This is a genomic window from Flavobacterium sp. LS1P28, assembly GCF_003970335.1.
GTDB lineage: Bacteria > Bacteroidota > Bacteroidia > Flavobacteriales > Flavobacteriaceae > Flavobacterium.
In genome coordinates this window covers 157,450-182,397 of record NZ_RYDI01000005.1, presented here as the reverse complement: position 1 = coordinate 182,397, position 24,948 = coordinate 157,450, and the positions used below count along the sequence as shown (strand labels likewise).

21 protein-coding genes, 1 tRNA gene and 1 pseudogene are annotated in these 24,948 nt (G+C 34.4%); 13 read left to right on the top strand and 10 right to left on the bottom strand.

Annotation, left to right across the window (positions count from 1 at the left end; genetic code table 11):
* Window positions 1-91 precede the first annotated feature (91 nt).
* From EKL97_RS06580 to EKL97_RS06540, 9 genes and pseudogenes are all read right to left on the bottom strand, one after another.
* Entirely contained in the window at window positions 92-1,339 is a 1,248-nt protein-coding gene (locus tag EKL97_RS06580; RefSeq protein WP_126462745.1) for a site-specific integrase, read from the bottom strand.
* Window positions 1,340-1,609: 270 nt separating this feature from the next.
* Window positions 1,610-1,697, bottom strand: a tRNA-Ser gene (locus EKL97_RS06575).
* Between the two features lie 167 nt (window positions 1,698-1,864).
* Window positions 1,865-2,998, bottom strand: coding sequence for a 3,4-dihydroxy-2-butanone-4-phosphate synthase (gene ribB, locus EKL97_RS06570; RefSeq protein WP_126462748.1), 1,134 nt, complete (start codon window positions 2,996-2,998; stop codon window positions 1,865-1,867).
* A gap of 8 nt (window positions 2,999-3,006) precedes the next feature.
* Entirely contained in the window at window positions 3,007-4,440 is a 1,434-nt protein-coding gene (locus EKL97_RS06565; protein ID WP_126462751.1) for an LptF/LptG family permease, read from the bottom strand.
* Window positions 4,441-4,448: 8 nt separating this feature from the next.
* A complete protein-coding gene (locus tag EKL97_RS06560) occupies window positions 4,449-5,126 on the bottom strand; it encodes a LolA family protein (RefSeq protein ID WP_231507367.1) in 678 nt (225 codons plus the stop codon).
* A gap of 43 nt (window positions 5,127-5,169) precedes the next feature.
* The gene (locus EKL97_RS06555; RefSeq protein ID WP_126462757.1) at window positions 5,170-7,617 is read right to left on the bottom strand and encodes a DNA translocase FtsK; all 2,448 of its coding nucleotides are present in this window, start codon (window positions 7,615-7,617) and stop codon (window positions 5,170-5,172) included.
* A 17-nt stretch (window positions 7,618-7,634) separates the two neighbouring features.
* The gene (locus tag EKL97_RS06550) at window positions 7,635-8,009 is read right to left on the bottom strand and encodes a diacylglycerol kinase family protein (RefSeq protein WP_126462760.1); all 375 of its coding nucleotides are present in this window, start codon (window positions 8,007-8,009) and stop codon (window positions 7,635-7,637) included.
* Window positions 8,010-8,019: 10 nt separating this feature from the next.
* The gene (gene tpx / locus EKL97_RS06545) at window positions 8,020-8,517 is read right to left on the bottom strand and encodes a thiol peroxidase (RefSeq protein WP_126462763.1); all 498 of its coding nucleotides are present in this window, start codon (window positions 8,515-8,517) and stop codon (window positions 8,020-8,022) included.
* A gap of 186 nt (window positions 8,518-8,703) precedes the next feature.
* Window positions 8,704-8,901: pseudogene (locus EKL97_RS06540) on the bottom strand (DUF6952 family protein).
* A 1,010-nt stretch (window positions 8,902-9,911) separates the two neighbouring features.
* Between EKL97_RS06540 and EKL97_RS06530 the strand changes: the two are divergent.
* The 12 genes from EKL97_RS06530 (at window position 9,912) to EKL97_RS06475 (ending at window position 21,349) form a co-directional block, all read left to right on the top strand.
* On the top strand, window positions 9,912-10,709 hold the full coding sequence (locus EKL97_RS06530) for a sulfite exporter TauE/SafE family protein (RefSeq protein ID WP_126568491.1): 798 nt from the start codon (window positions 9,912-9,914) through the stop codon (window positions 10,707-10,709).
* A gap of 357 nt (window positions 10,710-11,066) precedes the next feature.
* Window positions 11,067-12,467 carry an MBL fold metallo-hydrolase gene (locus EKL97_RS06525; RefSeq protein ID WP_126568490.1) on the top strand — a complete coding sequence of 467 codons (1,401 nt, stop codon included), beginning with the start codon at window positions 11,067-11,069 and terminating at the stop codon, window positions 12,465-12,467.
* An 11-nt stretch (window positions 12,468-12,478) separates the two neighbouring features.
* Entirely contained in the window at window positions 12,479-12,796 is a 318-nt protein-coding gene (locus EKL97_RS06520) for a rhodanese-like domain-containing protein (RefSeq protein WP_126562570.1), read from the top strand.
* A gap of 276 nt (window positions 12,797-13,072) precedes the next feature.
* Window positions 13,073-13,381, top strand: a complete 309-nt coding sequence (locus tag EKL97_RS06515; RefSeq protein WP_126462775.1) for a DUF202 domain-containing protein — start codon at window positions 13,073-13,075, stop codon at window positions 13,379-13,381.
* 67 nt (window positions 13,382-13,448) lie between these two features.
* Window positions 13,449-14,663: an MFS transporter gene (locus EKL97_RS06510; protein WP_126568489.1), complete on the top strand. Its 1,215-nt coding sequence runs from the start codon at window positions 13,449-13,451 to the stop codon at window positions 14,661-14,663.
* Between the two features lie 76 nt (window positions 14,664-14,739).
* Window positions 14,740-15,309, top strand: a complete 570-nt coding sequence (locus EKL97_RS06505; RefSeq protein ID WP_126568488.1) for a TlpA family protein disulfide reductase — start codon at window positions 14,740-14,742, stop codon at window positions 15,307-15,309.
* Between the two features lie 101 nt (window positions 15,310-15,410).
* On the top strand, window positions 15,411-15,974 hold the full coding sequence (locus tag EKL97_RS06500) for a YeeE/YedE family protein (protein WP_126463080.1): 564 nt from the start codon (window positions 15,411-15,413) through the stop codon (window positions 15,972-15,974).
* Between the two features lie 10 nt (window positions 15,975-15,984).
* The gene (locus EKL97_RS06495) at window positions 15,985-16,482 is read left to right on the top strand and encodes a DUF6691 family protein (protein WP_126553697.1); all 498 of its coding nucleotides are present in this window, start codon (window positions 15,985-15,987) and stop codon (window positions 16,480-16,482) included.
* Window positions 16,483-16,488: 6 nt separating this feature from the next.
* Entirely contained in the window at window positions 16,489-17,580 is a 1,092-nt protein-coding gene (locus EKL97_RS06490) for a c-type cytochrome (RefSeq protein ID WP_199742819.1), read from the top strand.
* A complete protein-coding gene (locus EKL97_RS06485) occupies window positions 17,577-18,002 on the top strand; it encodes a DsrE family protein (protein WP_126462786.1) in 426 nt (141 codons plus the stop codon). The genes EKL97_RS06490 and EKL97_RS06485 overlap by 4 nt, the downstream gene beginning before the upstream one ends.
* Window positions 18,003-18,087: 85 nt before the next feature.
* Window positions 18,088-19,782, top strand: a complete 1,695-nt coding sequence (locus EKL97_RS06480) for a bifunctional metallophosphatase/5'-nucleotidase (protein WP_126568487.1) — start codon at window positions 18,088-18,090, stop codon at window positions 19,780-19,782.
* 136 nt (window positions 19,783-19,918) lie between these two features.
* Window positions 19,919-21,349, top strand: a complete 1,431-nt coding sequence (locus EKL97_RS06475; RefSeq protein ID WP_126568486.1) for an OprD family outer membrane porin — start codon at window positions 19,919-19,921, stop codon at window positions 21,347-21,349.
* 433 nt (window positions 21,350-21,782) lie between these two features.
* Here the strand turns inward: EKL97_RS06475 and EKL97_RS06470 are convergent, their stop codons facing one another.
* Window positions 21,783-22,229, bottom strand: a complete 447-nt coding sequence (locus EKL97_RS06470; RefSeq protein WP_126568485.1) for a tellurite resistance TerB family protein — start codon at window positions 22,227-22,229, stop codon at window positions 21,783-21,785.
* A 402-nt stretch (window positions 22,230-22,631) separates the two neighbouring features.
* Between EKL97_RS06470 and katG the strand changes: the two genes are divergently transcribed.
* Entirely contained in the window at window positions 22,632-24,884 is a 2,253-nt protein-coding gene (gene katG, locus EKL97_RS06465) for a catalase/peroxidase HPI (protein WP_126568484.1), read from the top strand.
* Window positions 24,885-24,948 lie beyond the last annotated feature (64 nt).

Here is a 24,948-nt window from a genome sequence, read left to right as displayed (position 1 = left end):
CGCTCAAAAATGACTCTTAAAATACAGATTTACAATAATTTCAAAGAACTTGTTTTATTTTTTAGTGGACACTAGTGAAATAATAGAGCTTCTAATTGGTCTTATTGATAATTTTATAATTGTTGCAGTTTAACATTTTGTTCCTTAAAATCATCATATCTTCACTCACTTTTTTATCTAATATTTTAGCGTAGTGTTGCGTCGTTCTTATGTTTTTATGACCAAGCATTTTACTCACACTTTCTATGGGAACTCCATTTGTAAGGGTTACAGTCGTTGCAAAAGTATGTCGAGCAATGTGGAAGGTTAAATCTTTTTTAATGCCGCAAACGTCCGCTATTTCCTTCAAGTAGCTATTCATTTTTTGGTTGCTTAAAACCGGTAATAGTTTATCTTCATTTATGCATTGTGGGTGATTGGCATATTTCAGGATTAATTCTTCCGGAATCGGGAGGAGGGGAATGCGAGAAGCTGTCTCTGTTTTTTGTCGATGGGTGAATATCCATTTCCCGCCATCGATACCCATACTGATGTTTGATACCGTTAAGTTTTTGACATCTATATAAGCCAAGCCAGTAAAGCAGCTGAAAACGAAAATATCTTTTACCTGGTTTAATCTTTCGGTTGCAAATACTTTAGAATAGATGTCCTGAACTTCTTCTTGCGTTAGGTAATCTCTTTCGACTTCACGAATTTTTGATTTATAGTTTGCAAATGGATCCTTATCTATCCATCCATTTGAAATACAGATTTTGATTATTTTCTTGAAGTTCTTAATGTATTTAACTGCCGTGTTGTTGGCGCATTTACGAACACTTCTCAAATAGAATTCATACTCTGTTATGAAAGAATGGTCTATTTTATTGATTTCGATATCGGAAATGTTATATTTCCACTGCAAGAAGTCTTTGGTGTGCTTGAGTGAGGTTTTATATCGCTCTAGTGTTCCTGGTGCGTATTCAAGTCCCAAAAGCTCTTCTACTTTCCGGTTGTGTTCTTCGAATATAGGGACGAGCATATGTTGCTGTTCTTTAATGCCGAGAAGTCTATTTTTAAAAACTTCAATTGTGAGGAGTTCGTTGCTGTGTATTAATTCCATTTGGATGTCGAATATTTTTGATTTCAGTAAATCAAGGTATTCATTTAATGAACGAGCATTCTCGGTATTGCCTTTCATTTTTGACAGCTCAGGTGACCATTTAGTAGAATCTATAAATTTTTTGGTACTGAACTCCATTCGATTTCCATCTACAGTTAATCTTACATAGATAGGAAGTTGACCTGCAGCATTAGCTTTTGTGCTCTTCGCATAGAAGTGTAATGTGATTTTAGTTTTCATAGTGGTAACCTTTTAATTAGTATTCAATTTAGATTTCTAAAGGATATCAAACAAGATGTTTAAATAGTGGACTAGTGATAAACTAGCCATTGAACAGGTTGTTTGAAATTTTCAAGTTGATTTAGCGAGACCCTGATTTTTGAATTATTGTAGGGTCTCGATTTTGCCTCTTAAAAGATGAGATTAGATGAATAATTTGAATATGTCGTAAAAGCAAAAACCCCGTAAATCATAAGATTTACGGGGTTTTGATACCATTTGTTTTTCTACTGGCGGAGAAAGAGGGATTCGAACCCCCGGACCTGTTACAGTCAACAGTTTTCAAGACTGCCGCATTCGACCGCTCTGCCATTTCTCCAGTAAATTGCTTTCATTATCTGATTGCGAGTGCAAATATAAGAATCTTTTTTGGTTATACAAATCTATTTTTTTTAAAAAAAGGTCTATTAGATGTACTTATTTTTAATTGTTTCATTTTCTTTACTTTAGCATTTAATTTATTTGAATAAATAAATTATTGTTTTTTTAATAACTGACGTATTCTGTTATTTCTAGTCCGTAACCTATCATTCCTACTCGTTTTCCTGGCTCTGTATTGGATACTAATCGGATTTTTGAAATATCTATATCATGAAGTATCTGCGCTCCGATTCCAAAGTCTTTACTGTCAATTTTAATTTTTGGGGCTTTTATTTCTCCTTCAGCCTGTAAAATTTTAAGCTCTCCAATACGATTCAATAAATTAACAGATTGCATATCTTGATTGATAAACACAACAGCTCCCTTACCTTGTTCGTTAATCACTTTAAACATGGCATCAAGTTGCTGGTCTGCATTATCAGTCAAAGTTCCTAACAGATCATTATTGACTTGCGAAGAGTGTATTCTTGTTAAAATTGGTTCTCCTAAATTCCAAGTCCCTTTTGTCAATGCAATATGGATTTGTTTGTTGGTCGTTTGTTGGTATGCTCTTAAACGAAAGGTACCAAAACGAGTTTGTATATCAAAATCATCTTTCTTAATAATTAGGCTGTCGTGCTGCATTCTATAAGCCACAAGAGCTTCAATGGAAACTAATTTTAGATCGAATTTCTTAGCTACTTTTACCAATTGAGGCAATCGAGCCATAGTCCCATCTTCGTTCATAATCTCTACAATCACACCTGCGGATTTAAAACCCGCTAATCTGGCAAAATCAATTGCGGCTTCCGTATGACCAGTTCTTCTTAGTACGCCTCCTTGTTTGGCAATCAATGGGAAGATGTGACCGGGTCTTGCTAAATCATGTGGTTTGGTATCAGAATTGGCTAAAGATAAAACTGTTTTTGCTCTATCTGCTGCTGATATTCCAGTGGTCACTCCGTTTCCTCTTAAATCAACCGAAACAGTGAAAGCAGTTTCCATTGGGTCGGTATTATTGCTTACCATTACATGTAGGCCTAGCTCCTTACAGCGGCTTTCTGTTAATGGTGCGCAAATGAGTCCTCGGCCGTGTGTGGCCATGAAATTAATCATTTCGGGTGTTACTTTCTCGGCTGCTGCTAAAAAATCACCTTCATTTTCACGATCTTCATCATCAACTACGATAATAATTTTTCCTTGACGAATAGCTTCTATCCCTTCTTCAATTGTGTTGAGTTGTATATTATTTGTAGTCATTTGTACTGTTAATTTTGTGATGGAAATATTTTTTTTAATATTTTTTGAAATGGAGCCAGAATAACATCCACATTTATCAATCCAATATCATTTGTAGCTCTGTAAGTTAGTATAATTGCTAAAGGGGATAATAGTATCGAGGACAACCAGGCACCTAAAAAAGGTGACATTTCATTTTCCTGAGCAATTCTTTTGCCAAAAGAGTTTATGAAGTGAAAGGTTATGAAAATTAAAATTGCAAAAACTATAGGTAGTCCCAATCCTCCTTTTCTAATAATTGCTCCCAAAGGGGCACCTATAAAAAACATTAGAAAACATGCAAATACAATTACAAACTTATCATAAAAAGCAAGTAAGTGTTTATTGATATTTTTTTGTTTATTTTCTAATTCGGTTTTAGAGGTATCAATTGAATACACGGTACTACTAATAGTACTTGTCGCTATTCTTAAAATTTCTATTTGTTGCTCTTTAGTGTACAAGGATAAAATATCTTCAGGAAAGGAGTTTTCTATTTTGAACTCCTTTCGTTTAGTATTGCCAGGAATCCGTATTCGTGCATTGCTATTTTCCGAAAATGAAATAATATCATTTTTTAAATTTTTATTTAACGAATCCAATGTATAGCTTAATTCATTGACAGTAAGCATAGTATTAGTATTCGCAACGCTTTCGTCATTGACATCTACATTATTAAGTTCTGATAAATCAATGTTGATAATATGTTTTTTAAACGAACTTTTGATAAAAGGCATTTTACTGCGATCCTCATATTTTTCTGGAACTATGTCTTCGTAGTAAAAGCCATCATTTAACACTAATTGTAAAATGCTAGATTGTTCACTACTTATTAATTCGCCATCTCGGGCTTTAATAACTGTTTTACTCCCGTCACCAACGTTTGATTTTTTATGAATAGTCACACCTGTAAGGATGTTTCCGTTGTCACCTGTTTTTTTATTTACCTTAATGTTATAAAAACCAACATCACTAAATTGTCCTTCAGCTATTGCCAAGGCTGGTTTTACTTGTGCAATATTTTTTCTGAAATTGATAAATTTATACTCCGCATAAGGAATCACATTATTAGAAAACAGAAAAGCTACTATACTTAATAAAATTATAAATACCGTTAAGCTTCTCATGGCTCTTTGCAAAGAAATTCCAGAAGATTTCATTGCCGCAAATTCATAATTTTCTGCTAAATTACCAAATGTCATTATGGAAGACAGTAATATCGAAAGGGGAAGTACTAAAGGCACAATCCTAGGCATTGAAAATGCTAGGAATTTTATGATCATGAGTAAATCTAAATCCTTTCCTGCTAATTCAGCTATGAATAACCAAACGGTTTGAAGTATAAATATAAAAAAAAGAATTACAAATACTGTGGTAAATGTAGTCAGGAATGTTTTTAATAAGTATTTGTCGAGAATTTTCACCTAATAAATTAATCTAATTTGTTGATGTAGTAATTTGGATATTTACTGCTTGCAAATGTAAATTGATTTTTTGACAAAGGTTGGTTGGTTTTGAAAGAATTAACCGTTAATGTTGTTTTTGTCCCTTTTTTTCCTATTTCAATCAAATTGTAGATGTGTTTCGTTTGTACATCAATTCCTAATAACACCTCTTTTCTTTGGTCTTTAGAGTTAAACGGTATCAACTTTATATACTGAATTTTTCTACCTCTGACATTTTGTAAAACATCCATATTATACTTATAACCAGTATTGAAAAACGTTAACATTTTAGAAGGTGTAATTGCATTGTCATCTTTGTCATTGACCGTTGAAATTGTAATCTCCTCATCTTCAGGGACAATAGTATAGGCTTTTTTTCCGTCATAAATTTTAGTTACTCCCATGAAATTTAAAACATATTGATTGCCTTTCATGGTAACATTTCCTTTACTTTCCTGATTAATGTTTTCTTTTGTATTATTCAAAGAATACTTAAAATCAATTATTATAGTATTGTAGCTTTTGACTTTTGCAGTAACTTGGTCTAAAAGATTTTTTGCTTTTTTATCCTGAGCTTGTATCGAAAAACTAAAAAGTAATAAAGTGGTAATAAAAATAAGTCTTTTGCTCAAGTTCTTTAGATTGCTTTTTTTGAATGGCTTCATTTGTTCGCTTTTACTTGAGTTTTGAATCTTTGTTTTCATGTTGTTAATTGTTTTGTTCATTGTTGAAAAATTGATCAAGAGAACTTATATCCAGAATGTTTACACTGCGCGCTTTACTTCCTTCAAAAGGGCCTACAATTCCTGCGGATTCCAATTGATCAATCAATCGGCCCGCTCTGTTGTACCCTAGTTTTAGTTTTCTTTGTAACAATGATGCGGAGCCTTGTTGTGCATTGACAATTATTTCGGCTGCTTCTCTAAACAAAGTATCTCTATCAGAGATATCCATATCAAGATTAATGCCACTTTCTTCCCCAATAAATTCTGGAAGTAAATAAGCGGTAGCATATGCTTTTTGACTACCAATGAATTCCGTTATTTTTTCTACTTCTGGTGTGTCTATAAAGGCACATTGTACACGTACTACATCATTTCCGTTAGTGTATAACATATCGCCACGCCCAATTAACTGATCTGCTCCTTGTGTGTCAAGAATGGTCCTGGAGTCAATTTTTGAAGTAACTCTAAAGGCGATTCGGGCAGGAAAATTAGCTTTTATCAAACCTGTAATTACATTTACCGAAGGTCTTTGCGTAGCTATAATCAAATGGATTCCTATGGCACGCGCTAATTGTGCCAGGCGAGCAATAGGAACTTCTACTTCTTTTCCGGTAGTCATAATCAAATCGGCAAATTCATCTACTACAAGAACGATATACGGTAAAAATCGGTGGCCATTTTCTGGATTCAATTTTCGGGCTTTAAATTTATCGTTGTATTCTTTAATGTTTCGCACCATCGCGTCTTTCAACAAAGAATAGCGATTATCCATTTCTACACACAGGGAGTTTAAGGTATTAACTACTTTTGCATTATCAGTAATAATTGCTTCATCCATGTCTGGAAGTTTGGCTAAATAGTGTCTTTCAATCTTATTAAAAAGGGTCAGCTCCACTTTTTTAGGATCTACCAAAACAAATTTAACTTCTGCGGGATGTTTTTTGTACAAAAGGGAAGTTAAAACAGCATTTAATCCAACAGATTTTCCTTGTCCGGTAGCACCGGCCATTAATAGGTGGGGCATTTTAGCTAAATCAACTACAAAAGTTTCGTTCGAAATGGTTTTTCCAAGAGCTATAGGTAATTCCATTTCGGCTTCTTGAAATTTAGCGGAACCAATAACACTTTTCATCGAAACCATCGTGGGGTTTTTGTTAGGAACTTCAATCCCTATGGTTCCTTTCCCAGGAATAGGGGCAATGATCCGAATGCCTAATGCCGAAAGTGACAGCGCAATATCATCTTCTAGACTCTTGATTTTTGAAATTCGAATTCCTGCTTCCGGAACAATTTCATATAAAGTAACTGATGGTCCAACGGTCGCTTTGATCTGTGCAATTTCAATTTTGTAATTGCGAAGCGTATCTACAATTTTATTTTTATTTTCTTCTAATTCTTCCTGATTGATAGTGATTCCTCCCGTAGAATATTCTTTTAATAGGTCAATCGTAGGAAATTTATAATTGGATAAATCCAATGTTGGATCAAATAATCCAAAATCAGCAACTAATCGCGAGGCTAAATTTTCTTCAATTATATCCTCTTCCGGAGCCGTTTCTATTACAAAAGTATCAATTGGAGCTGCTAATACCTCTGGTTTTGCTATTGGTGTGATTTCCATAGCGAGAGGCTTGGCAACAGGTTCCCGGTTAATATTCGATGCGTTGCTTATTGTAGGTTTTAATGCTTCTTTGTTAATTTCAAATTGATTACCATTGGTTTTCAAATGAATACTGTCCTCTTCTTCGGTTACGGCAAACTCTTCTAAATTATAACCACTGTTCTCCTTTTTGATGGGACTGGCTGTTGCTAAATCAGTCTTTAATTCTTGTTTTGTTTGATCAAAAAAGGATTGGATTTTTTCTGGTGAAATTTTAATTTTGAAAATTACATATATAATTAACCCAAATAATAAAATCAATAAAGTGCCTGTTTTTCCAATGTAATCTTGTGAAAAAGAATTCAATTCATAACCAATTACACCTCCTAATTCAGGTACTGAAGTAGCAAAAAAACCAAACAAAACTGATAAAACGACGCTCACAAATAAATCCCAAAACCAAATGTTTTTTAGTTTTTTTAAAGGTAATCCTACTATTAAATATATTCCAGTTAAGAAAAATAACCGGACAAATATAAATGCAGCAACTCCAAAACCGTTATAAATTAGCAAATCAGCTAAAAAAGCGCCAAATTTCCCCAACCAATTTTGAACAATTTCCGTACGATCCGCAATCGCATGAACTGCGCTTTGATCTTCTTGACCGTAAATGTAAAAGGAAACAAAAGCAAATAATAAAGCAATTGAAAACAATACTAACAGTGAGCCAAAAACAATTTTATGTTGTTTAGTCACCCTCCAAGGACTATTCTCCGGAGTTTTAGAATCATTTTTTTTGTTTAAAGGAGGTATTTTTGTTGTTTTTGCCATTCGAGTTGTACTAATTCTTACAGGAATTTTGGTGTATAAATAATTAAACCGATTGTTATTGCTGTTAAAGCAGCAAAAAAGACCGCTCCTGCGGCAATATCTTTAATAAACCCAATTTTTTCATTATAATTGGGATGGATAAAATCAGCTACTTTTTCTACAGCCGTATTCAATCCCTCAATGCTAAGAATTAATCCTATTGCCAGAGTTTGAAACAGCCATTCTGTTTTAGTAATACTAAAATAAAATCCAGCAATAGTCAACAGTATGGCTATTGAAACCTGAACCATTATACTGTGTTCTGTGCGGATCAATTTTAAAGCGCCCTTAAATGCATAAGTGACGCTTTTTAATCTTCCCGTAATGAAAGTGGTATCTTTTTGAAACTCCATTAAGATGAAATTAAAGTACAGCTAAAGCCGCTTCATAATTTGGCTCGTCTGCAATTTCAGCCACTTGTTCCGTATGGGTAACTATTCCGTTTTGATCAACAACAATGATTACTCTGGAATGCAATCCGGCCAGAGGGCCATCAGTGATTTCTAAACCATTTACTTTGCCAAATTCACCACCTTGAAAATCAGATAAATTAATGACATTTTCAAGTCCTTCAGCACCACAAAAACGTTTTTGGGCAAAAGGCAAATCTCTAGAAACACATAATACAGTTGTATTTTCTAAAGTACTGGCACTTTCGTTAAATTTTCTCACGGAGGCTGCACACGTTCCTGTATCTATACTTGGAAAAATATTTAAAACTAGTTTTTTACCTTGAAAATCACTAAGCGAAGCTACAGAAAGATCTGTTTTAACTAATTTAAAATCAGCTAATTTAGTCCCTATTTTTGGTAATTCTCCTGAAGTGTGTATTGGATTTCCTCCTAATGTTATTAATGCCATAATTTTGTTTTTTTAATAAGGTTCAAAAGTATGAAAATTATTTAAGAATAAGACCTCAAACAGGTGTTTAAAGTTTCCATTTTTACCTCTTATGATAAACCCGCAGGTACTGCTGTATTCTCTTTTATTGAATAAAACACACACACATTGTTAAGTACGTTTTTAAAATATTGAATATGATTTATTTTATTTGTCGATAGAATCTAGTACTCGTTTCATGAAAGTATTTAAAGCTTCTTTTTTATCAGTTCCGGTTTTTACCAGTTTGCTCATCTCTAAAGCACCTTACATAGTAGAAATTAATTCGCCTATCACATCCAGTTCTTTGTATTTCAAGAATGAAATTTCAGTCATTGCCTCAAGAACTTCTATAGTTTCAATGATATAATCTTCATCATTTTCTGAAGCTAATTTTTTAAATTTTGGTAATTAAATCCTGTAATGTATCTTCGGTTAATTCGATTAAAATAAGTTTGTTTTTTAAGGTTGAAAGAGGCAAAGGTTCAAAGCGACAATGCATGAATTTGTGCAACAAAAAACCTTTGTTGCTCTGAATCTCTGAACCTTTATTTCTTTATTTGAATTAATTTAGTACACAACAAAAACATATATTATTGAAATTCAACCAAATAAAGCCCCTGTAATTTGCTAAAAAATACTGATATTTCGTGCGTTATAGAATTATCACCACATAATTTTTATAGTGAAGAATACCAGTCTTGAGGGTAAAGACACGGAGCTTATTTCAGTTTTACAAGATCATTTCAAAGGAGAACTCAATTTAGCAAGGGTCAAGCTCATTTGTTTATTTATTACGGCTTTATGCAAAATAAAGACAATCAATTATGATAAGTTAGCATCTGGATTTGCGACAATTGCTACTAAAAATAGCTCTTATAGAAGAGTGCAATGATTCCTGAAGGAATTTTTTTTCCCATGAAAATAGTTTCTTCTTTGATATTCAATTTATTACCAACTAAATCCGATTTGGTATTGGTGCTAGATAGAACCAATTGGAAGTTCGGATTTTTGATTAATGATTCTTGATTTCAGATGTGGTAGAACCCTTAAGATCAAATTTATCTCTTTTATTTACTTTATAAATAATACCATTTGCTAAACTGTTTTTATTTTCTCCTATTTGAATCATTCAGAGCGCTACCTACATAGAAAACAAGAAAAAAATTGCTCAAGAATAAAGACAGCTATGCTTTTATTTCGTCTGTAGCCTGTTGATACTCTCCCGTTCCGGAACTGTAAACAATCCATAAGAAATTGTCATTATAATTACCCTAAAGGAATTTGAATTTTAGAAAAATTTTTTTTATATGTGATAAATGTTACTGAATGCAAAAATTTAACAGACAATCTTTGCAATCATAAATTTTACAATTATGGAATATATTGGTTATTTTTCGTCAATACTCATTGGAGTTGCATTAGGGCTCATTGGCGGTGGAGGCAGCATTCTTACCGTACCTGTTTTAGTCTATTTATTTACAGTTGAACCCGTGATTGCAACTGCATATTCATTATTTATTGTTGGCTTGACAAGTGCGGTAGGAAGTGTTGGCTATTTCAAAAAAGGTTTGGTTAGCATAAAAACAGCTATTGTTTTTGGTATCCCATCAATTATCTCCGTTTTTACAACAAGAGCAATGATAGTTCCTGCAATTCCTAAAGAGCTGTTTTCTGTGGGAAATTTTATCTTGACTAAAGACCTTTTTTTAATGCTGTTTTTCGCTGTTATAATGATTATTGCTTCTTATAGCATGATTAAAAAAGACAAAAAACTCGCTTCTGAAGAACCACACGAACAAAAATTCAATTATCCACTTATACTTATAGAAGGAACACTTATAGGAATAATTACCGGACTTGTAGGAGCTGGCGGTGGTTTTTTAATTATACCGGCTTTGGTTATTTTGAGTAAACTTCCTATGAAAGAAGCGGTTGGGACTTCATTAGTAATCATTGCTGCAAAATCTTTAATCGGTTTTTTCGGAGAAGGTGGAGAAAACGTTATTGATTGGCAATTCTTATTTACCATTTCAGCATTTGCAATTGTTGGAATTTTTATTGGTACAGCATTATCCAAAAAAATTAATGGCAACAAACTGAAACCCGCTTTTGGCTGGTTTGTTTTAGTGATGGGGATTTATATTATTACTAAGGAGTTATTTCTAAAATAAAATTATTGTATAACAAAAGTCACGTTGATACAGAAGCAATTTAAATAAATTTATCTTCTTATTACTAAAACAAATCCAAAAACAAATGGCTAATCAATATCAAATATTAATAATCAAAGGTCGAGGTAATTCAGTACTTTTTGTTACTCCACAATTGCTTATTAAAAAAATTTAATCAACCAAAATCAAATTGTACAAGAGAAGCGGCAAAAATTGTATCTACGCGCCACGACATTCATATTAATAAAATACTACAATTACAGTTATAAAATACTTGTGTAACATATGTCACCATTTTTAATAAATGTAATCTGTAATTTTGGTTTCAAATGAATAATAAACTTAAAAATAAACGATATGTATTTTCAACACATTTACGACAAGAGTCTTGCTCAGGCAAGTTATTTTATTGGCTGTCAAAAAGCAGGTGTAGCCGCAGTTATCGATCCTAAAAGAGATGTTGACACCTACCTTGAAATTGCCAAGCAGAACAATATGAAAATTACTCATATTTTAGAAACACACATTCATGCTGATTTCCTAGCTGGTTCCAGAGAATTAGCAGCTTTGACGGGAGCAGAAATGTACCTTTCAGCGGAAGGCGGATCCGATTGGAAATATGAATTCCCTCATGTTGACATTAAAGATGGTGATGTTCTGAAAGTAGGAAACTTAAAAATAGAAGTAGTTCATACACCAGGACATACTCCGGAAAGCATCAGTTTTCTGCTAACCGATACGCCTGCCAGCGATGAGCCTGTCATGTTGTTCACCGGTGACTTTGTATTTGTGGGAGATGTAGGAAGACCTGATTTGCTTGAAAAAGCAGCAGGAATGAAAGGAACACAGGACATTGGCGCTAAACAAATGTATCAATCCATTACTAAATTTGATGCATTACCTGATTATATTCAAGTATGGCCAGGTCATGGAGCAGGTTCTGCTTGTGGAAAAGCACTAGGAGCCGTTCCAAGCACCACTGTAGGATATGAAAAAATAAGAAACTGGGCTTTTCAGCATAAAAATGATGAAACTGGATTTGTAAAATATTTATTGGAAGACCAACCGGAACCGCCAAAATATTTCGCGATGATGAAAAAACTAAATAAAGTAGATCGTCCGCTTCTTACAACTGTTCCAAAATCAAAACAACTGGATTATAGCGAGTTAACAGCAGCTTTAGAAAAAGGAATCAAATTGATTGATGCAAGAGATAAAACGGAATTTTCTACAGGATTTATTCCGGGAAGCATCAACATTCAAGGGAATAATTCATTTGCCACTTGGGCAGGATGGTTTCTTACGTATGAAGAACCTTTTATGTTGCTTGCCGATGAATCACAATTAGATGATTTGACCAGAAAACTAATGCGAATTGGATTAGACAACATCCACGGGTACATTCCTTCTACGAAAATATGGGAAGAAAATGGCGGTTCTTTGGAGAAAGTAAATCAAATTACAATAGAAGAATTTAAAGCCTTACAACAAGAAAAAGATGTTCAAGTTGTTGACCTTCGTGGTGTTGCAGAATACAATGCAGGTCATATCAAAGAAGCTGATAATGTATTTGTAGGTACTTTAGTAAATAATCTGGACAAAATAAGTAAGGATAAAAAAGTATTAATCCATTGCCAAGGTGGTGACAGGGCAGCAATTGCCTATTCATTATTAGCGCGAAATGGGTATAAAAATGTGCTCAACTATTCTCCTGGAATGAATGAGTGGATGAGCCAAAATAATCCTATTGAATACTAAAAACCTCAACTATGTTCGGAATTTTTAAAAATCTGTTTTCAAAAAAAGACACCACACAAATGGAAAAATTAATAAACGAAGGTGCTTTCTTAGTAGATGTTCGCACACCGTCAGAATTCGCAGAAGGTCACGTAAAAGGTTCAACCAATATTCCTTTGGATCAAGTGGCGAGCCAATTAGAAGAATTCAAAGAAAGAGAGCATATTATTGTTTTCTGCCGTAGCGGTAATCGCAGCGGTCAAGCCAAAATGATTTTGGAACAAAATGGTTTCAAAAACGTGACCAATGGTGGTACTTGGCAAGATGTAAACGAAGCGATAAGCAAATAAACAGCTGTTGTTTTAAAAATCGTGTATGCAGTTTAAAACAAGAAAAGTAGTTGTTTTAAACTGCATATTTATTTATTTATTCAGCAATGAAAATTAGAGGACAATAAAAACACTTTGATTTTATTCTACTTATAAATACTGAAAAAACATTTGATTTTTCAAATTCATTTAAATAAAGAAGTAAATTTGATAGTGCTTTTAGAAAAAATTTTCATTTTTACTCTTCTACGAAACAAATACAACTAAACTACTTTTTGCACTTAATTATAAAATAATATGGAAACAAAAAAAGCAGCAAACAAAGACTTAATTTTAAGAGAAAAATTAGCATTGCAACGGACTGTATTGGCCAACCAATCTACTTTTCTTGCCTTTTTGAGAACGTCAATGTATTTTTTGATTGCAGGTTTAAGTTTGAGAAATCTGCTCAAAATTGAAAATAGTTTACTGATTGAAATCGCACTTTTTATCACTTCATTTATCATTTTTGTTTTTGGGACAATCAACTATTTCAAGCATAAAAAATCCATCCTAGAAAATAAAAAACACATAGGTGACTACCAATTAGAATATTACAAATTATAAGAACTTACACTTTTTTATTCCTAACTTCTTTTTCAAACGAAGATTTTAAATTCATAAATTACATCAATTGAAAACAAATACAACCAAACTTGGACTGAAAGAAAATTGGAAACAATTTACTATTTTGGTTATTGTCAATGCCTTTGTCGGCGGGATGATAGGCATGGAACGAACCATTATTCCAAAATTTGCTGAGATTGAATTTGGCATTGCTTCAAAAACGGCTATTCTCTCTTTCATCATTGCCTTTGGAATTACAAAAGCCATTACCAATTATTTTACGGGCAAACTGGCGAACCGTTTCGGAAGAAAAAATTTGCTTTTATTCGGTTGGATTCTAGCCATTCCAATTCCTTTTATTTTAATTTATGCAGAATCTTGGAACTGGGTGATTTTTGCCAATATTTTATTGGGAATTAGTCAAGGACTTACCTGGAGCAGTACAGTGGTGATGAAAATTGATTTGGTTGGGGAAAAAGATCGTGGACTTGCGATGGGACTCAACGAGTTTGCCGGTTATTTTGCCGTTGGATTAGTTGCTTTTCTGTCAGGCTACATTGCACAAAAATATGGCATTACGCCCTACCCTTTTTACTTGGGAATTGGGATTTCGATAATTGGTTTTTTATTGACTTTGTTTTTTGTGAAAGATACCCGAGTATTTGCTCACCAAGAAAACACAACGAATAGAACTGAAAAATTAGATAATATTTTTCTCGAAACCACTTTCAAAAACAAAACATTAAGCGCCATAACACAAGCAGGATTAGTCAATAACCTGAATGACGGTATGATTTGGGGACTTTTACCTATTGTGTTGCTTTCTTTGAATTATGATTCACAGAATATTGGAATTATAACCGCTATTTATCCTACCGTTTGGGGTTTTGGACAATTGGTAACCGGAAAAATGTCAGATGTTTATTCGAAAAAAAAGATGTTGTTTTGGGGAATGTTACTTCAGGGAATAGCGATACTTTTTATTCCTTTTGCTGCAGCATTCTATCAGTTGGCCGCAATTTCAGCATTTTTGGGTTTAGGAACGGCGTTAGTCTACCCCACCTTTTTATCTGCCATCGCACAAGCTACAACTCCACATCAAAGAGCAGAAAGCATTGGCACATTCAGACTTTGGAGGGATTTAGGATATGCGATAGGCGCGATTATTTCAGGAATAACAGCTGATTTATTTGGTGTAAATTATGCCATTGTTCTAATCGGTGTCATCACCATTGTATCATCACTAATTATTGAAATCCGAATGCCGAAAGACTCTTTATAAAAAACAACCCGCTAATTTTAATCTAAAATCGTTTCTTTTTAGAGAATAATAATAATAATAATAATAATTTAAAAAAATGGAGCCAAAAAAATCAAAAAAATCGACTGTTCAAAATATTGTTTTTATCGTATTAATAGCACTGCTTCTGTTCAGTCCGTTGGGCACTTTTGTAAAAGTACAACTGAATCGATTAATTGCTTTTTCGCCTAAAACAATTGCCGTTATGGATCAAAAAGAACTGTCAACTTATCAATGGCAATTAAAAGACGCCACCGGAAAGACGGTGTCATTGGACGCATACAAAGGTAAAATAGTATTCATTAATTTCTGGGCCACCTGGTGTCCACCTTGTATTGCCGAAATGCCAAGCATTCAAAAATTATATGTTGATTATCAAGACAAAATAGTCTTTTTGTTTGTGACAACGGATTCCTTCGAAAAAGCAAATGCTTTTATGATTAAAGAAAATCTGACGCTTCCTGTGTATCAATCGGTAACCAATCCTCCATTAGAAATGGAATCAGCGACAATTCCGGCAACCTATATTATTAATCAATCAGGAAATGTAATCGTAGCCAAAATTGGAACAGCAAATTGGAATAGTGATTCGTTCCGAGAAATGCTAGACGAGTTATTAAAAAAATAAAATTATTGTCATTTTTTACTTTTTTTTCTTGTGTGACAAAAGTAACACAACTACTCATTTATAAATATAACCTTTGTTGTAATAAAAAAATAAATATGGAAATTTTAGAATTAATCAAAGAACCTTGGCCTTGGTACATTGCAGGTCCATTAGTTGGACTTACGGTTCCGGCTTTGTTAATCATTGGAAACAAATCATTTGGTATTAGCGCCTCTCTACGCCACACTTGCGCCATGTGCTTACCGGCAAATATTACGTTTTTCAAATATGACTGGAAAAAAGAAATTTGGAATATGTTTTTCGTTTTCGGTATTATATTAGGTGGTGTGATCGCGTACAGCTTTTTGTCAAATCCAAATCCAATTACTATTGATGGAAATCTAAAAACCGAATTGGCAGGCTACGGTATAACTGAAATTTATGGAATGTTACCGGAACAATTGTTCTCGTGGGAAAGTTTATTTACACTCAAAGGCTTTTTTATGATGGTTATTGGTGGCTTTTTTATTGGTTTTGGTTCTCGCTATGCGGGAGGTTGCACCAGCGGTCATTCTATTTCTGGTTTGTCTAATTTACAAATGCCATCGCTTATAGCAACATGTTGTTTCTTCATTGGCGGATTGATTATGGCAAATGTTATTTTACCATTTATTCTTTCACTCTAAATTACAAATTATGAACATTAAAGATCAAAATACAGATTTCGAAACGCGTTCTTTAGATACGGTTTGTATCAACGAGAGCCAATTAGAACACAAATGGTATCACAATTTGAAATACTTAATCATAGGTGTTTTGTTTGGTATTGTATTTATAAAATCCGAGGTAATCAGCTGGTATCGCATCCAGGAAATGTTTCGTTTCCAATCTTTTCACATGTATGGCATCATAGGAAGTGCTGTAGTGGTGGGGATAATTTCCGTTTTCATGATAAAAAAATTCAATATTAAAACCATTTATGGCGAAAAAATTGAATTTCATGACAAAACTTTCAACAAGGGCCAAATTTATGGTGGCCTTATCTTTGGATTGGGTTGGGCAGTAACAGGAGCTTGTCCTGGACCATTATTTGCACAAATTGGAACGGGTGCCACAGTGATGATTGTTACTCTGTTTTTTGCAATAGTGGGAACTTGGGTATATGGTTATTTTAGAGACAAACTGCCTCATTAATACCCTATGAATCCAGAAAAACAAAATATCATTCCATTTAAATCGCTCGTAAAAAGGCTAATCTATCTGTTTATAACCATTATCTTCCTGGTAATGGTTTTCTTCGTCGGTTTGTTTTTCAATACCACAATTACCGCTTCGTTTCAAAATAATGATTCAAATCTCGATTCTCTTTATATCGATGCAAAGAAAAAAGTGATTTTGCAAAATGAAACGGCAAAATTCTGGAAACCGGCTGACATCGCTCTGATTAAAGATTCAACTTTAAAACAGGAAGTAGAATATGGCAAAGATCTAATTGCGCATACGGCAAAATATTTGGGTCCAAATGGCAGTGTCAAACCAATTACTAATGGAATGAATTGCAACAATTGCCATCTGGATGCCGGTACAAAGCCTTGGGGAAACAATTATGGTTCCGTATATTCGATGTATCCAAAAATGAGAGCCCGAAGCGGGCAAGTTGAAGATCTTTATAAAAGAGTCAACGATTGCATCGAGAGAAGTTTGAATGGTCAGCCTCTGGAAAGAGATGAAAAAGAAATGAAAGCCATGATCGCGTACATTGAATATATTGGCAGTAATGTACCTAAAGGGAAAGAATCGAATGCCTCGGGAATTTATGATCTGGAATATTTAAATCGTGCTGCCGATCCCCTAAAAGGAAGCGCATTGTATAATAAAAAATGTGCCAGTTGCCATCAAATGAATGGTCAGGGAATTTTGGCCGAAGATAAAAAGGAATACACCTATCCGCCACTTTGGGGCAAAAATTCATATAATAGCGGCGCAGGATTGTTTAGAATCAGTCGGTTTGCCGGCTATATAAAATACAATATGCCATTGGGTGCATCTTATGAAAGCCCACAATTATCCGATGAAGAATCTTGGGATATTGCTGCTTATGTAGAAAATCTGGAAAGACCGTCGAAAGATTTAAGTCAAGACTGGCCCAATATTTCCAAAAAACCGGTGGATCATCCTTTTGGTCCATTTTCAGATTCATTTACGGAAACCCAACATAAATTTGGACCTTTCAAACCAATAAAAGCCGAAAAAACGAAAAACAAAAAAAACAATCTTAAAACTCCATTATGAAAAACCTAACGCTTTCATTTATCCTGGTATTTATCATGATTTCCATTGGCACATTGGCACAAAAAAAAGCGCAAAACCACAAAATCGTTTTTCAGTTTACCAATGCTACTGATACTTTGCAACAAAAAGCAATTGTAAACCAACTAAAAAATCTAACGACATATTGGCCAAATGCCAAATACGAAGTAGTAATTCACAGTATGGGTTTACCATTTGTAATGACTGCAAAATCAAAACAATTAGAATCCATAAAAGCGCTACGGGCAAAAGGAGTTCGTTTTTTAGTATGCGAAAACACCATGAAAAGTCAGAAAGTAACCAAAGACCAATTAATCTCCGAAGTAGAATATGTGCCGGTTGGAATTGCTGAAATTGTAGAAAAACAAGAGCAAGGCTGGAGCTATATAAAGGGAGGATTTTAAATACCAGTACCGATTATTTTTAGCAAAATAAAATGAACTACCGTATCAAAATCTGTTAAAAAACAAACCTAAAAACCTAAAAAAGATGAGCAATAACCGAAGAAATTTCCTGAAATCAGTAGGAACTTTAAGTCTAGGCGCAGTGATTATTTCACCTATTTCCGTTATTGCAAATACAACTGAGCCCACAGAAAAAAACTTGAATATAGCAATCGATGGTACTAAACCGCAAACAATTACTATTCTTCAAACCACTGATGTGCATTGTCAGATTCATCCGCATGATGAGTTATTTTGGGAAAATGGGAAAGCTGTTTTTAGAAAAACGGGCGGTTATGCCTACATGGCAACTTTACTGAAACAACTCAAAAAGAAAAACCCAAATACGTATACCATTGACACCGGCGACATGTTTCAAGGTAGCGAATTAAGCGTAGAAACTACCGGTGAAGCTTTTGTTCCCATTTTAAATGCATTGAATTACGACTTATATCTTCCCGGAAATTGGGAGGTGATTTATGGAAAAAGAAAGATGCAAACGTTATTAGGTTCCCTTGATGCACCAAAAATTTGTACCAATATGTATCATGACCTGGTCAATGGAAAACGTGGGGAACTTATTTTTCAACCGTATACTATTTGGCATGTTGCCGGAGCAAAAATTGGTTTTTTAGGATATACCGATCCATTAGTACCGCTAAGACAAAGTCCCAATTACAGCAAAGGTATTATCTATACTGATCCTGAAGAAAATCTGGCGCATTATGTGGATGTCCTTAGAAATCAGGAACAATGTAGCTATGTACTTATAATTGCACATTTAGGTTTATCGCAGCAAATAGCATTGGCAAACCGACCGGAATGTGAGGGTGTAAACTACATTTTGGGTGGCGACACACATGAAAGAGTGCGCAAACCAATTGTTTGTAAGTATTCAAAAGTGGTTGAACCGGGAGCTTTTGGTTCGTTTATTGGAAAATTAGATTTAACCATTCTCAACGGAAAAGTCATTGAGGACAACTATGAACTACTGGAAGTTGACTCTCCAAAAATAAAACCGGATGCAACAATAGAAAAATTATTAATAGAAAAAGAATTCGTTTATCAGGAACAAATCAATACCATTATTGGATACAGCACGATTCCTTTGTACCGCTATTTTGTAGTAGAAAATCCAATTGACACAATGATCCTGAATGCCTTACACTGGAAATTTCCAGATATTGATATTAATCTTTCGAATGGATTTCGCTTTTGTCCACCAAAAACAACACCGGATCAAACCGGAAACATTCCTATTACAAACGGATTTATCTTTGATATGTTACCAGTTGACAGCACAGTAAGAACAGCCAAAGTTACCGGAAAGCAATTGAAAAACTGGCTGGAAAAAGAATTAAACAATGTTTTTGCTGATGACGCTTCTAAACGCTTTGGTGGATGGGTAGTTAAGTTCAAAGGAATGGAAGTCCGCTTTAATGCTTTTGCCGAAATGGACAAAAGAGTTCAAAGTATTACGATGAAAAATACGCCATTAGATCCTGATAAATTGTATTCAATCATGGCCTGTGAGCGTGACGGAGATCCTGTGGACATGCTTTGCAGGATGAAAGGCGTCATGGATGCTAAAAACACTAATGAAACCTTGCATTCGGTGATGAGAGATTATTTAAAACAAAATTCTCCTGTTACACCTACACCGCAAAAAAACGCAATAATTCTTGATGCTCCTGAAACACTCTTAACTCAAGTTACCGGTGTTGATTATACTTTCAGATAATAATTAAGTCGTAAAGTCAAAAGTCATAAAGTTGAATGTTTAAACATTCGGCTTTATTTTTTGGGCCAATGTGATAAAAGTTACCTCCCATTTATAGGACTCCGATTATTTTTGTAAAAAAATTAAAGACTTACAAATGAAATCTTTTTTCGCTATATTAATCTCAACTTTTTTACTTTTAATTAGTTTCCATTCCTCGGCACAATATCAGGAAGTTTCGAATAAGCCAGCCGTTTGGAAAGAGAAAAATAATAAAAAAATTGATTCCACCTCGATTTTAAATGCTTTCAAAAACGGAAACTTCATCGGCCATTTTCGCTATTTTTTTATGAGTACCAACAATGAAAGTGGCTTATCTGATTATTATGCCAATGCTGTTGGTGGCGGTGTAAAGTTTGAAACGGCTAAATTTCATAATTTTCAATTTGGGGTCAGTGGCTATTACATTTATGATATCGGTTCTTCTGATTTTTCTAAAAAAGATCCGGTAACAAATTTATCCAATAGATATGAAGTAGCGCTTTTTGATTTTCAAAACGTATCAAGTAAAGACAATTTAAGCCGGTTAGAAGAATTATTTTTAAAATACAACTACAAAAATTCTAATGTAACCCTTGGAAAACAACTACTGAATACGTCGTTCATAAATCTGCAGGACGGCAGAATGCGGCCTACTGAAGTCGATGGAATATGGATCGATTTTAATGAACTCAAAAAAACTAAAATAAATGTAGGGTACCTATACGGAATTTCGCCACGAAGTACCATGAAATATTTCAGAATTGCAGAATCCATAGGGATTTACCCAACTGGCGTGAATCCCGATGGAACAAAATCCGATTATGCAGGGAATTTAGACAGTAACGGAATTTATATTGTAGGCATACAAAATGAATCGATAAAGAATTTAAAAACACTTATATGGAACCAATATGCTGAGAATATATTCAATTCGGCGCTATTGCAAATGGACTACAAATACAATTTAAATCCAAACTCGAAACTGCTTTTTGGTTTTCAGACGATTTACCAAAATGCCTTGAATTTCGGCGGAAATAAAAATCCACGCAAAACCTATTTTGAAAAAAATGGCAATTCACAAACTTTTGGTGGAAGATTAGGCTGGCAGAATAAAAAAATAGAAATTACTTTAAATTACAATCGAATAACTGCTAAAGGAAGGTATTTAATGCCACGAGAATGGGGACGAGACCCGTTTTACACCTTTATGGCCAGAGAACGGAATGAAGGTTTTGGAGATGTGCATGCGGTAATGACCAAAATACAATATACGAATCCTAAAAAAACATTCAAATCGCATTTGGCTATAGGTTATTTTGATTTGCCAGACGTAAAAAACGTTTCCTTAAATAAATACGAATTGCCTTCTTATGTGCAGACCAATGCTGATGTTCGCTACCAATTTCAGGGGATGTTAAAAGGGTTTGATGCGCAATTATTGTATGTACACAAGTTCAATGCGGGTGAAACCTATGCTAACAAAAATTATATTTTAAATAAAACAAATATGAGTACTATTAGTTTTATACTCAATTTCAATTTTTAAAATATGGCTTTTTTTTTAATCCAAATAATAAAATTTCATGATCAGATAGTGCAGCACTAAATACAGTAAAGTTCCCACTATGATTAATGTAACAAGACAACTGATCAAATTGAGTACAACATTAGGGATAAACTTCAGTCTGGGATGCGTGATTATGGGTTCCCTATGAAGTTTTTTGTGAATACTTTCCTTTGCTATTTTGATTTTCTTTTTGATGGTCAATAGTTTTTTTTAAAACAACAGTCGCGAATAATTCTTGTTGTTTTTGGTTCCGTAATTACAGTATTCTAAAGTACATAATAAATTCAACATAAATAACGCATCAAACCAAAAAAGAGTATTGCAATTCAAAATACTCTTCTAATTGTTAGTCTTACAAAATCAGTGTAGATCAAACCTCTTTTATATTATGACACGGTTTACATTGGCCTGTTTATATCACTTTGTTATTTCCTTTATTTTTCAAGAATATCACTTCAATTATTTTACTGGTCATTGCTGCCTTTATTTGGAGTCGATTAGACAATACTTCAATTATGTTTTTTTCTTCCTTCTCCAATTTTCCATCCGCAAGTAGTACTTCTAATGCAAGTGCAAAAACGGTTTCTTTATCTTCTTTCTGGATCCATTCACAACAGGCAGAAAGATATTTTAATTGCCCCATTTCAATTCTTAAAGTATAGGATTTTGCATAAAGAGGCGCAATATCGATTCCTATAAATTGTTCTTTAGAATGCAATACTCTTGATAATGCTGCTGTTTCCGAATCAGTAATTTGATTGTCCGCAGAAATGCAAGAATATAAAATTCCAACCCAAGCTTCATGAGCTGATACTATCGGATTTTGATCCTTACTTTTTTTATCGTCAAATAAACTCATTTTTTTGTTTTTTGGATTAAAGTTACAGCTAACAGCACCAAGGATGACTTAGTTTGGGATTAAATTATCATTTATTTTTTAGTTCGCACTAAATTTATCAGTATAAGAAGTATTATGTCAATGCTGAGATATTCCATAACCACCTTTGCTATTCCATTTCCTTTATTTAAACATAAATCAGAACTAAAAAAAAGTGGAGCCCAATTCTAGTAAACTAGTGCACTTAAAACCAAAAGAATACCAATACACAAATGCAGATGACTTTTTAATTGATTATTCTTAATAAATTGATAAATTCAGAATTAATGACAACCACTATAGTTTTTATCTATTAAAAATTAATTTAGGAAAAGTAATTTGTATGTAACTTTGCTTTAAAGAAAATAAAAAACAAATCATACTATGGAAAATAACACAAACCCGAGCTCCTCATCTTACGATGTCAACGGAGAAAACAAATGTCCATTTAATCATGGTGCGAGTGCTGGTACTCCTGCAAAGCATGGTGCTGGTTCAGCTTCCTCAAATCGGGACTGGTGGCCAAATCAGTTAAAATTAAACATTTTACGCCAACACTCTGAACTGTCAAACCCAATGGGGGATTCGTTCAATTATGCGGAAGAGTTCAAGTCTTTAGATTATGCTGCCTTAAAGCAAGATATTATGGATTTATTGAATACTTCACAAGATTGGTGGCCGGCAGATTATGGTTTTTACGGAGGATTCTTTATTAGAATGGCATGGCATAGTGCAGGAACTTATCGTATTGCTGATGGACGCGGTGGTTCTGGAGCTGGTACACAACGATTTGCACCACTAAACAGTTGGCCTGATAATGCGAATCTAGACAAGGCTCGTTTGTTACTATGGCCCATCAAACAAAAATATGGCAGAAAAATTTCTTGGGCTGATTTATTAATTTTAAGTGGTAACTGTGCATTTGAATCCGCAGGATTTAAAACTTTCGGTTTTGCTGGAGGTCGTGAGGATGTTTGGGAACCAAATGAAGATATTTATTGGGGTTCAGAACGGGAATGGTTAGGTGACAATCGTTACAATGAAGAACGCGAATTAGAACAACCGCTAGCCGCAGTTCAAATGGGATTAATCTATGTAAATCCAGAAGGGCCTAATGGAAATCCAGATCCAGTATTGGCCGCTCATGATATTCGTGAAACGTTTGCTCGTATGGCAATGAATGATGAAGAAACCGTAGCGTTAAGTGCCGGTGGACATACATTAGGTAAAACCCACGGTGCTGCAGATCCAAATAAATATGTAGGACGAGAACCGGCTTCAGCCCCTATTGAGGAGCAAAGTAAAGGCTGGAAAAACAGCTTCGGTACCGGAAATGCAGGGGATACAATAACCAGCGGTCTTGAAGGAGCATGGACAACAACACCTGCAAAATGGAGTAATAACTATTTTGAAAATCTCTTTGGATACGAATGGGAATTGACCAAAAGTCCAGCTGGTGCCCATCAGTGGAAACCAAAAGGGGATGCAGGCGCTGGCACGGTGCCAGATGCTCATGATCCTTCCAAAAGTCATCAACCGTTTATGCTGACTACAGATCTTTCATTACGTTTTGATCCTGCTTATGAAAAAATATCAAGACGCTTTCTAGAAAATCCGGCAGAATTTAATGATGTATTTGCCAGAGCATGGTTCAAGCTTACTCACAGAGATATGGGACCAAAAGTACGTTATCTGGGACCAGAAGTTCCTGCTGAAGAACTAATTTGGCAAGATCCAATTCCTGCGGTTACACATCCATTGGTTAATGATCAAGATATAGTTAACCTTAAAACTATTATTCTTGCTTCAGGATTGTCTGTTTCAGAATTAGTTTCAACTGCGTGGGCATCTGCCTCTACTTTCCGTGGTTCTGACAAACGTGGGGGAGCTAATGGGGGTCGCATTCGTCTTGCTCCACAAAAAGACTGGAAAGTGAACAACCCAGCACAACTGGAAAAAGTGCTTAACAAACTTGAGAATATCAAAAAAGAGTTCAATAGTGCTCAATCTGATAGTAAACAAGTTTCAATTGCTGATTTAATTGTTTTAGGTGGTAGTGCAGCGATAGAGAAAGCGACATCAATAGCAGGTCAAACTATCTCAGTACCATTTACACCTGGACGTACAGATGCATCACAAGAACAAACAGATATAGAATCATTTGACGTTCTTGAGCCTCAAGCAGATGGTTTCCGTAACTATGTTAAAACAAAATATACGATATCAGCAGAAGAAATGCTGATTGACAAAGCGCAATTATTGACCTTAACAGCTCCAGAAATGACTGTTCTTGTAGGCGGTATGCGTGCATTGAATTCAAACTTCGATCAGTCTCAAAATGGTGTTTTCACGAAACATCCAGAAACCCTTACAAACGATTTCTTTGTAAACCTACTTGATTTAAGTACCACCTGGAAAGCAGTTTCTGAGTCAGATGACGCATTCGTAGGAAGTGATCGTACAACAGGCGGATTGAAGTGGATAGGAACTCGTGTAGATCTTATTTTTGGTTCTAATACGGAACTAAGAGCCATAGCTGAAGTTTACGGGTATAAAAACGGTCAAGAAAAATTTGTAAAGGACTTTGTAGCAGCATGGACTAAGGTGATGAACCTAGACCGTTTTGACTTACTTTAATTTAGATTTTATAATTTGTTTAAAAAGGTGGTCTGGCAACAGACCATCTTTTTTTATTTGTAAT

Bases quoted from the DNA above. Each gene is read 5' to 3' on its own strand.
- EKL97_RS06560 (WP_231507367.1), bottom strand. From the start codon at position 5,126: ATGAAGCCATTCAAAAAAAGCAATCTAAAGAACTTGAGCAAAAGACTT.
- EKL97_RS06580 (WP_126462745.1), bottom strand. From the start codon at position 1,339: ATGAAAACTAAAATCACATTACACTTCTATGCGAAGAGCACAAAAGCT.
- EKL97_RS06495 (WP_126553697.1), top strand. From the start codon at position 15,985: ATGAACATTAAAGATCAAAATACAGATTTCGAAACGCGTTCTTTAGAT.
- EKL97_RS06515 (WP_126462775.1), top strand. From the start codon at position 13,073: ATGGAAACAAAAAAAGCAGCAAACAAAGACTTAATTTTAAGAGAAAAA.
- EKL97_RS06525 (WP_126568490.1), top strand. From the start codon at position 11,067: ATGTATTTTCAACACATTTACGACAAGAGTCTTGCTCAGGCAAGTTAT.
- EKL97_RS06555 (WP_126462757.1), bottom strand. From the start codon at position 7,617: ATGGCAAAAACAACAAAAATACCTCCTTTAAACAAAAAAAATGATTCT.
- EKL97_RS06470 (WP_126568485.1), bottom strand. From the start codon at position 22,229: ATGAGTTTATTTGACGATAAAAAAAGTAAGGATCAAAATCCGATAGTA.
- EKL97_RS06475 (WP_126568486.1), top strand. From the start codon at position 19,919: ATGAAATCTTTTTTCGCTATATTAATCTCAACTTTTTTACTTTTAATT.
- EKL97_RS06490 (WP_199742819.1), top strand. From the start codon at position 16,489: ATGAATCCAGAAAAACAAAATATCATTCCATTTAAATCGCTCGTAAAA.
- EKL97_RS06530 (WP_126568491.1), top strand. From the start codon at position 9,912: ATGGAATATATTGGTTATTTTTCGTCAATACTCATTGGAGTTGCATTA.
- EKL97_RS06505 (WP_126568488.1), top strand. From the start codon at position 14,740: ATGGAGCCAAAAAAATCAAAAAAATCGACTGTTCAAAATATTGTTTTT.
- tpx (WP_126462763.1), bottom strand. From the start codon at position 8,517: ATGGCATTAATAACATTAGGAGGAAATCCAATACACACTTCAGGAGAA.
- EKL97_RS06480 (WP_126568487.1), top strand. From the start codon at position 18,088: ATGAGCAATAACCGAAGAAATTTCCTGAAATCAGTAGGAACTTTAAGT.
- EKL97_RS06550 (WP_126462760.1), bottom strand. From the start codon at position 8,009: ATGGAGTTTCAAAAAGATACCACTTTCATTACGGGAAGATTAAAAAGC.
- ribB (WP_126462748.1), bottom strand. From the start codon at position 2,998: ATGACTACAAATAATATACAACTCAACACAATTGAAGAAGGGATAGAA.
- EKL97_RS06485 (WP_126462786.1), top strand. From the start codon at position 17,577: ATGAAAAACCTAACGCTTTCATTTATCCTGGTATTTATCATGATTTCC.
- katG (WP_126568484.1), top strand. From the start codon at position 22,632: ATGGAAAATAACACAAACCCGAGCTCCTCATCTTACGATGTCAACGGA.
- EKL97_RS06520 (WP_126562570.1), top strand. From the start codon at position 12,479: ATGTTCGGAATTTTTAAAAATCTGTTTTCAAAAAAAGACACCACACAA.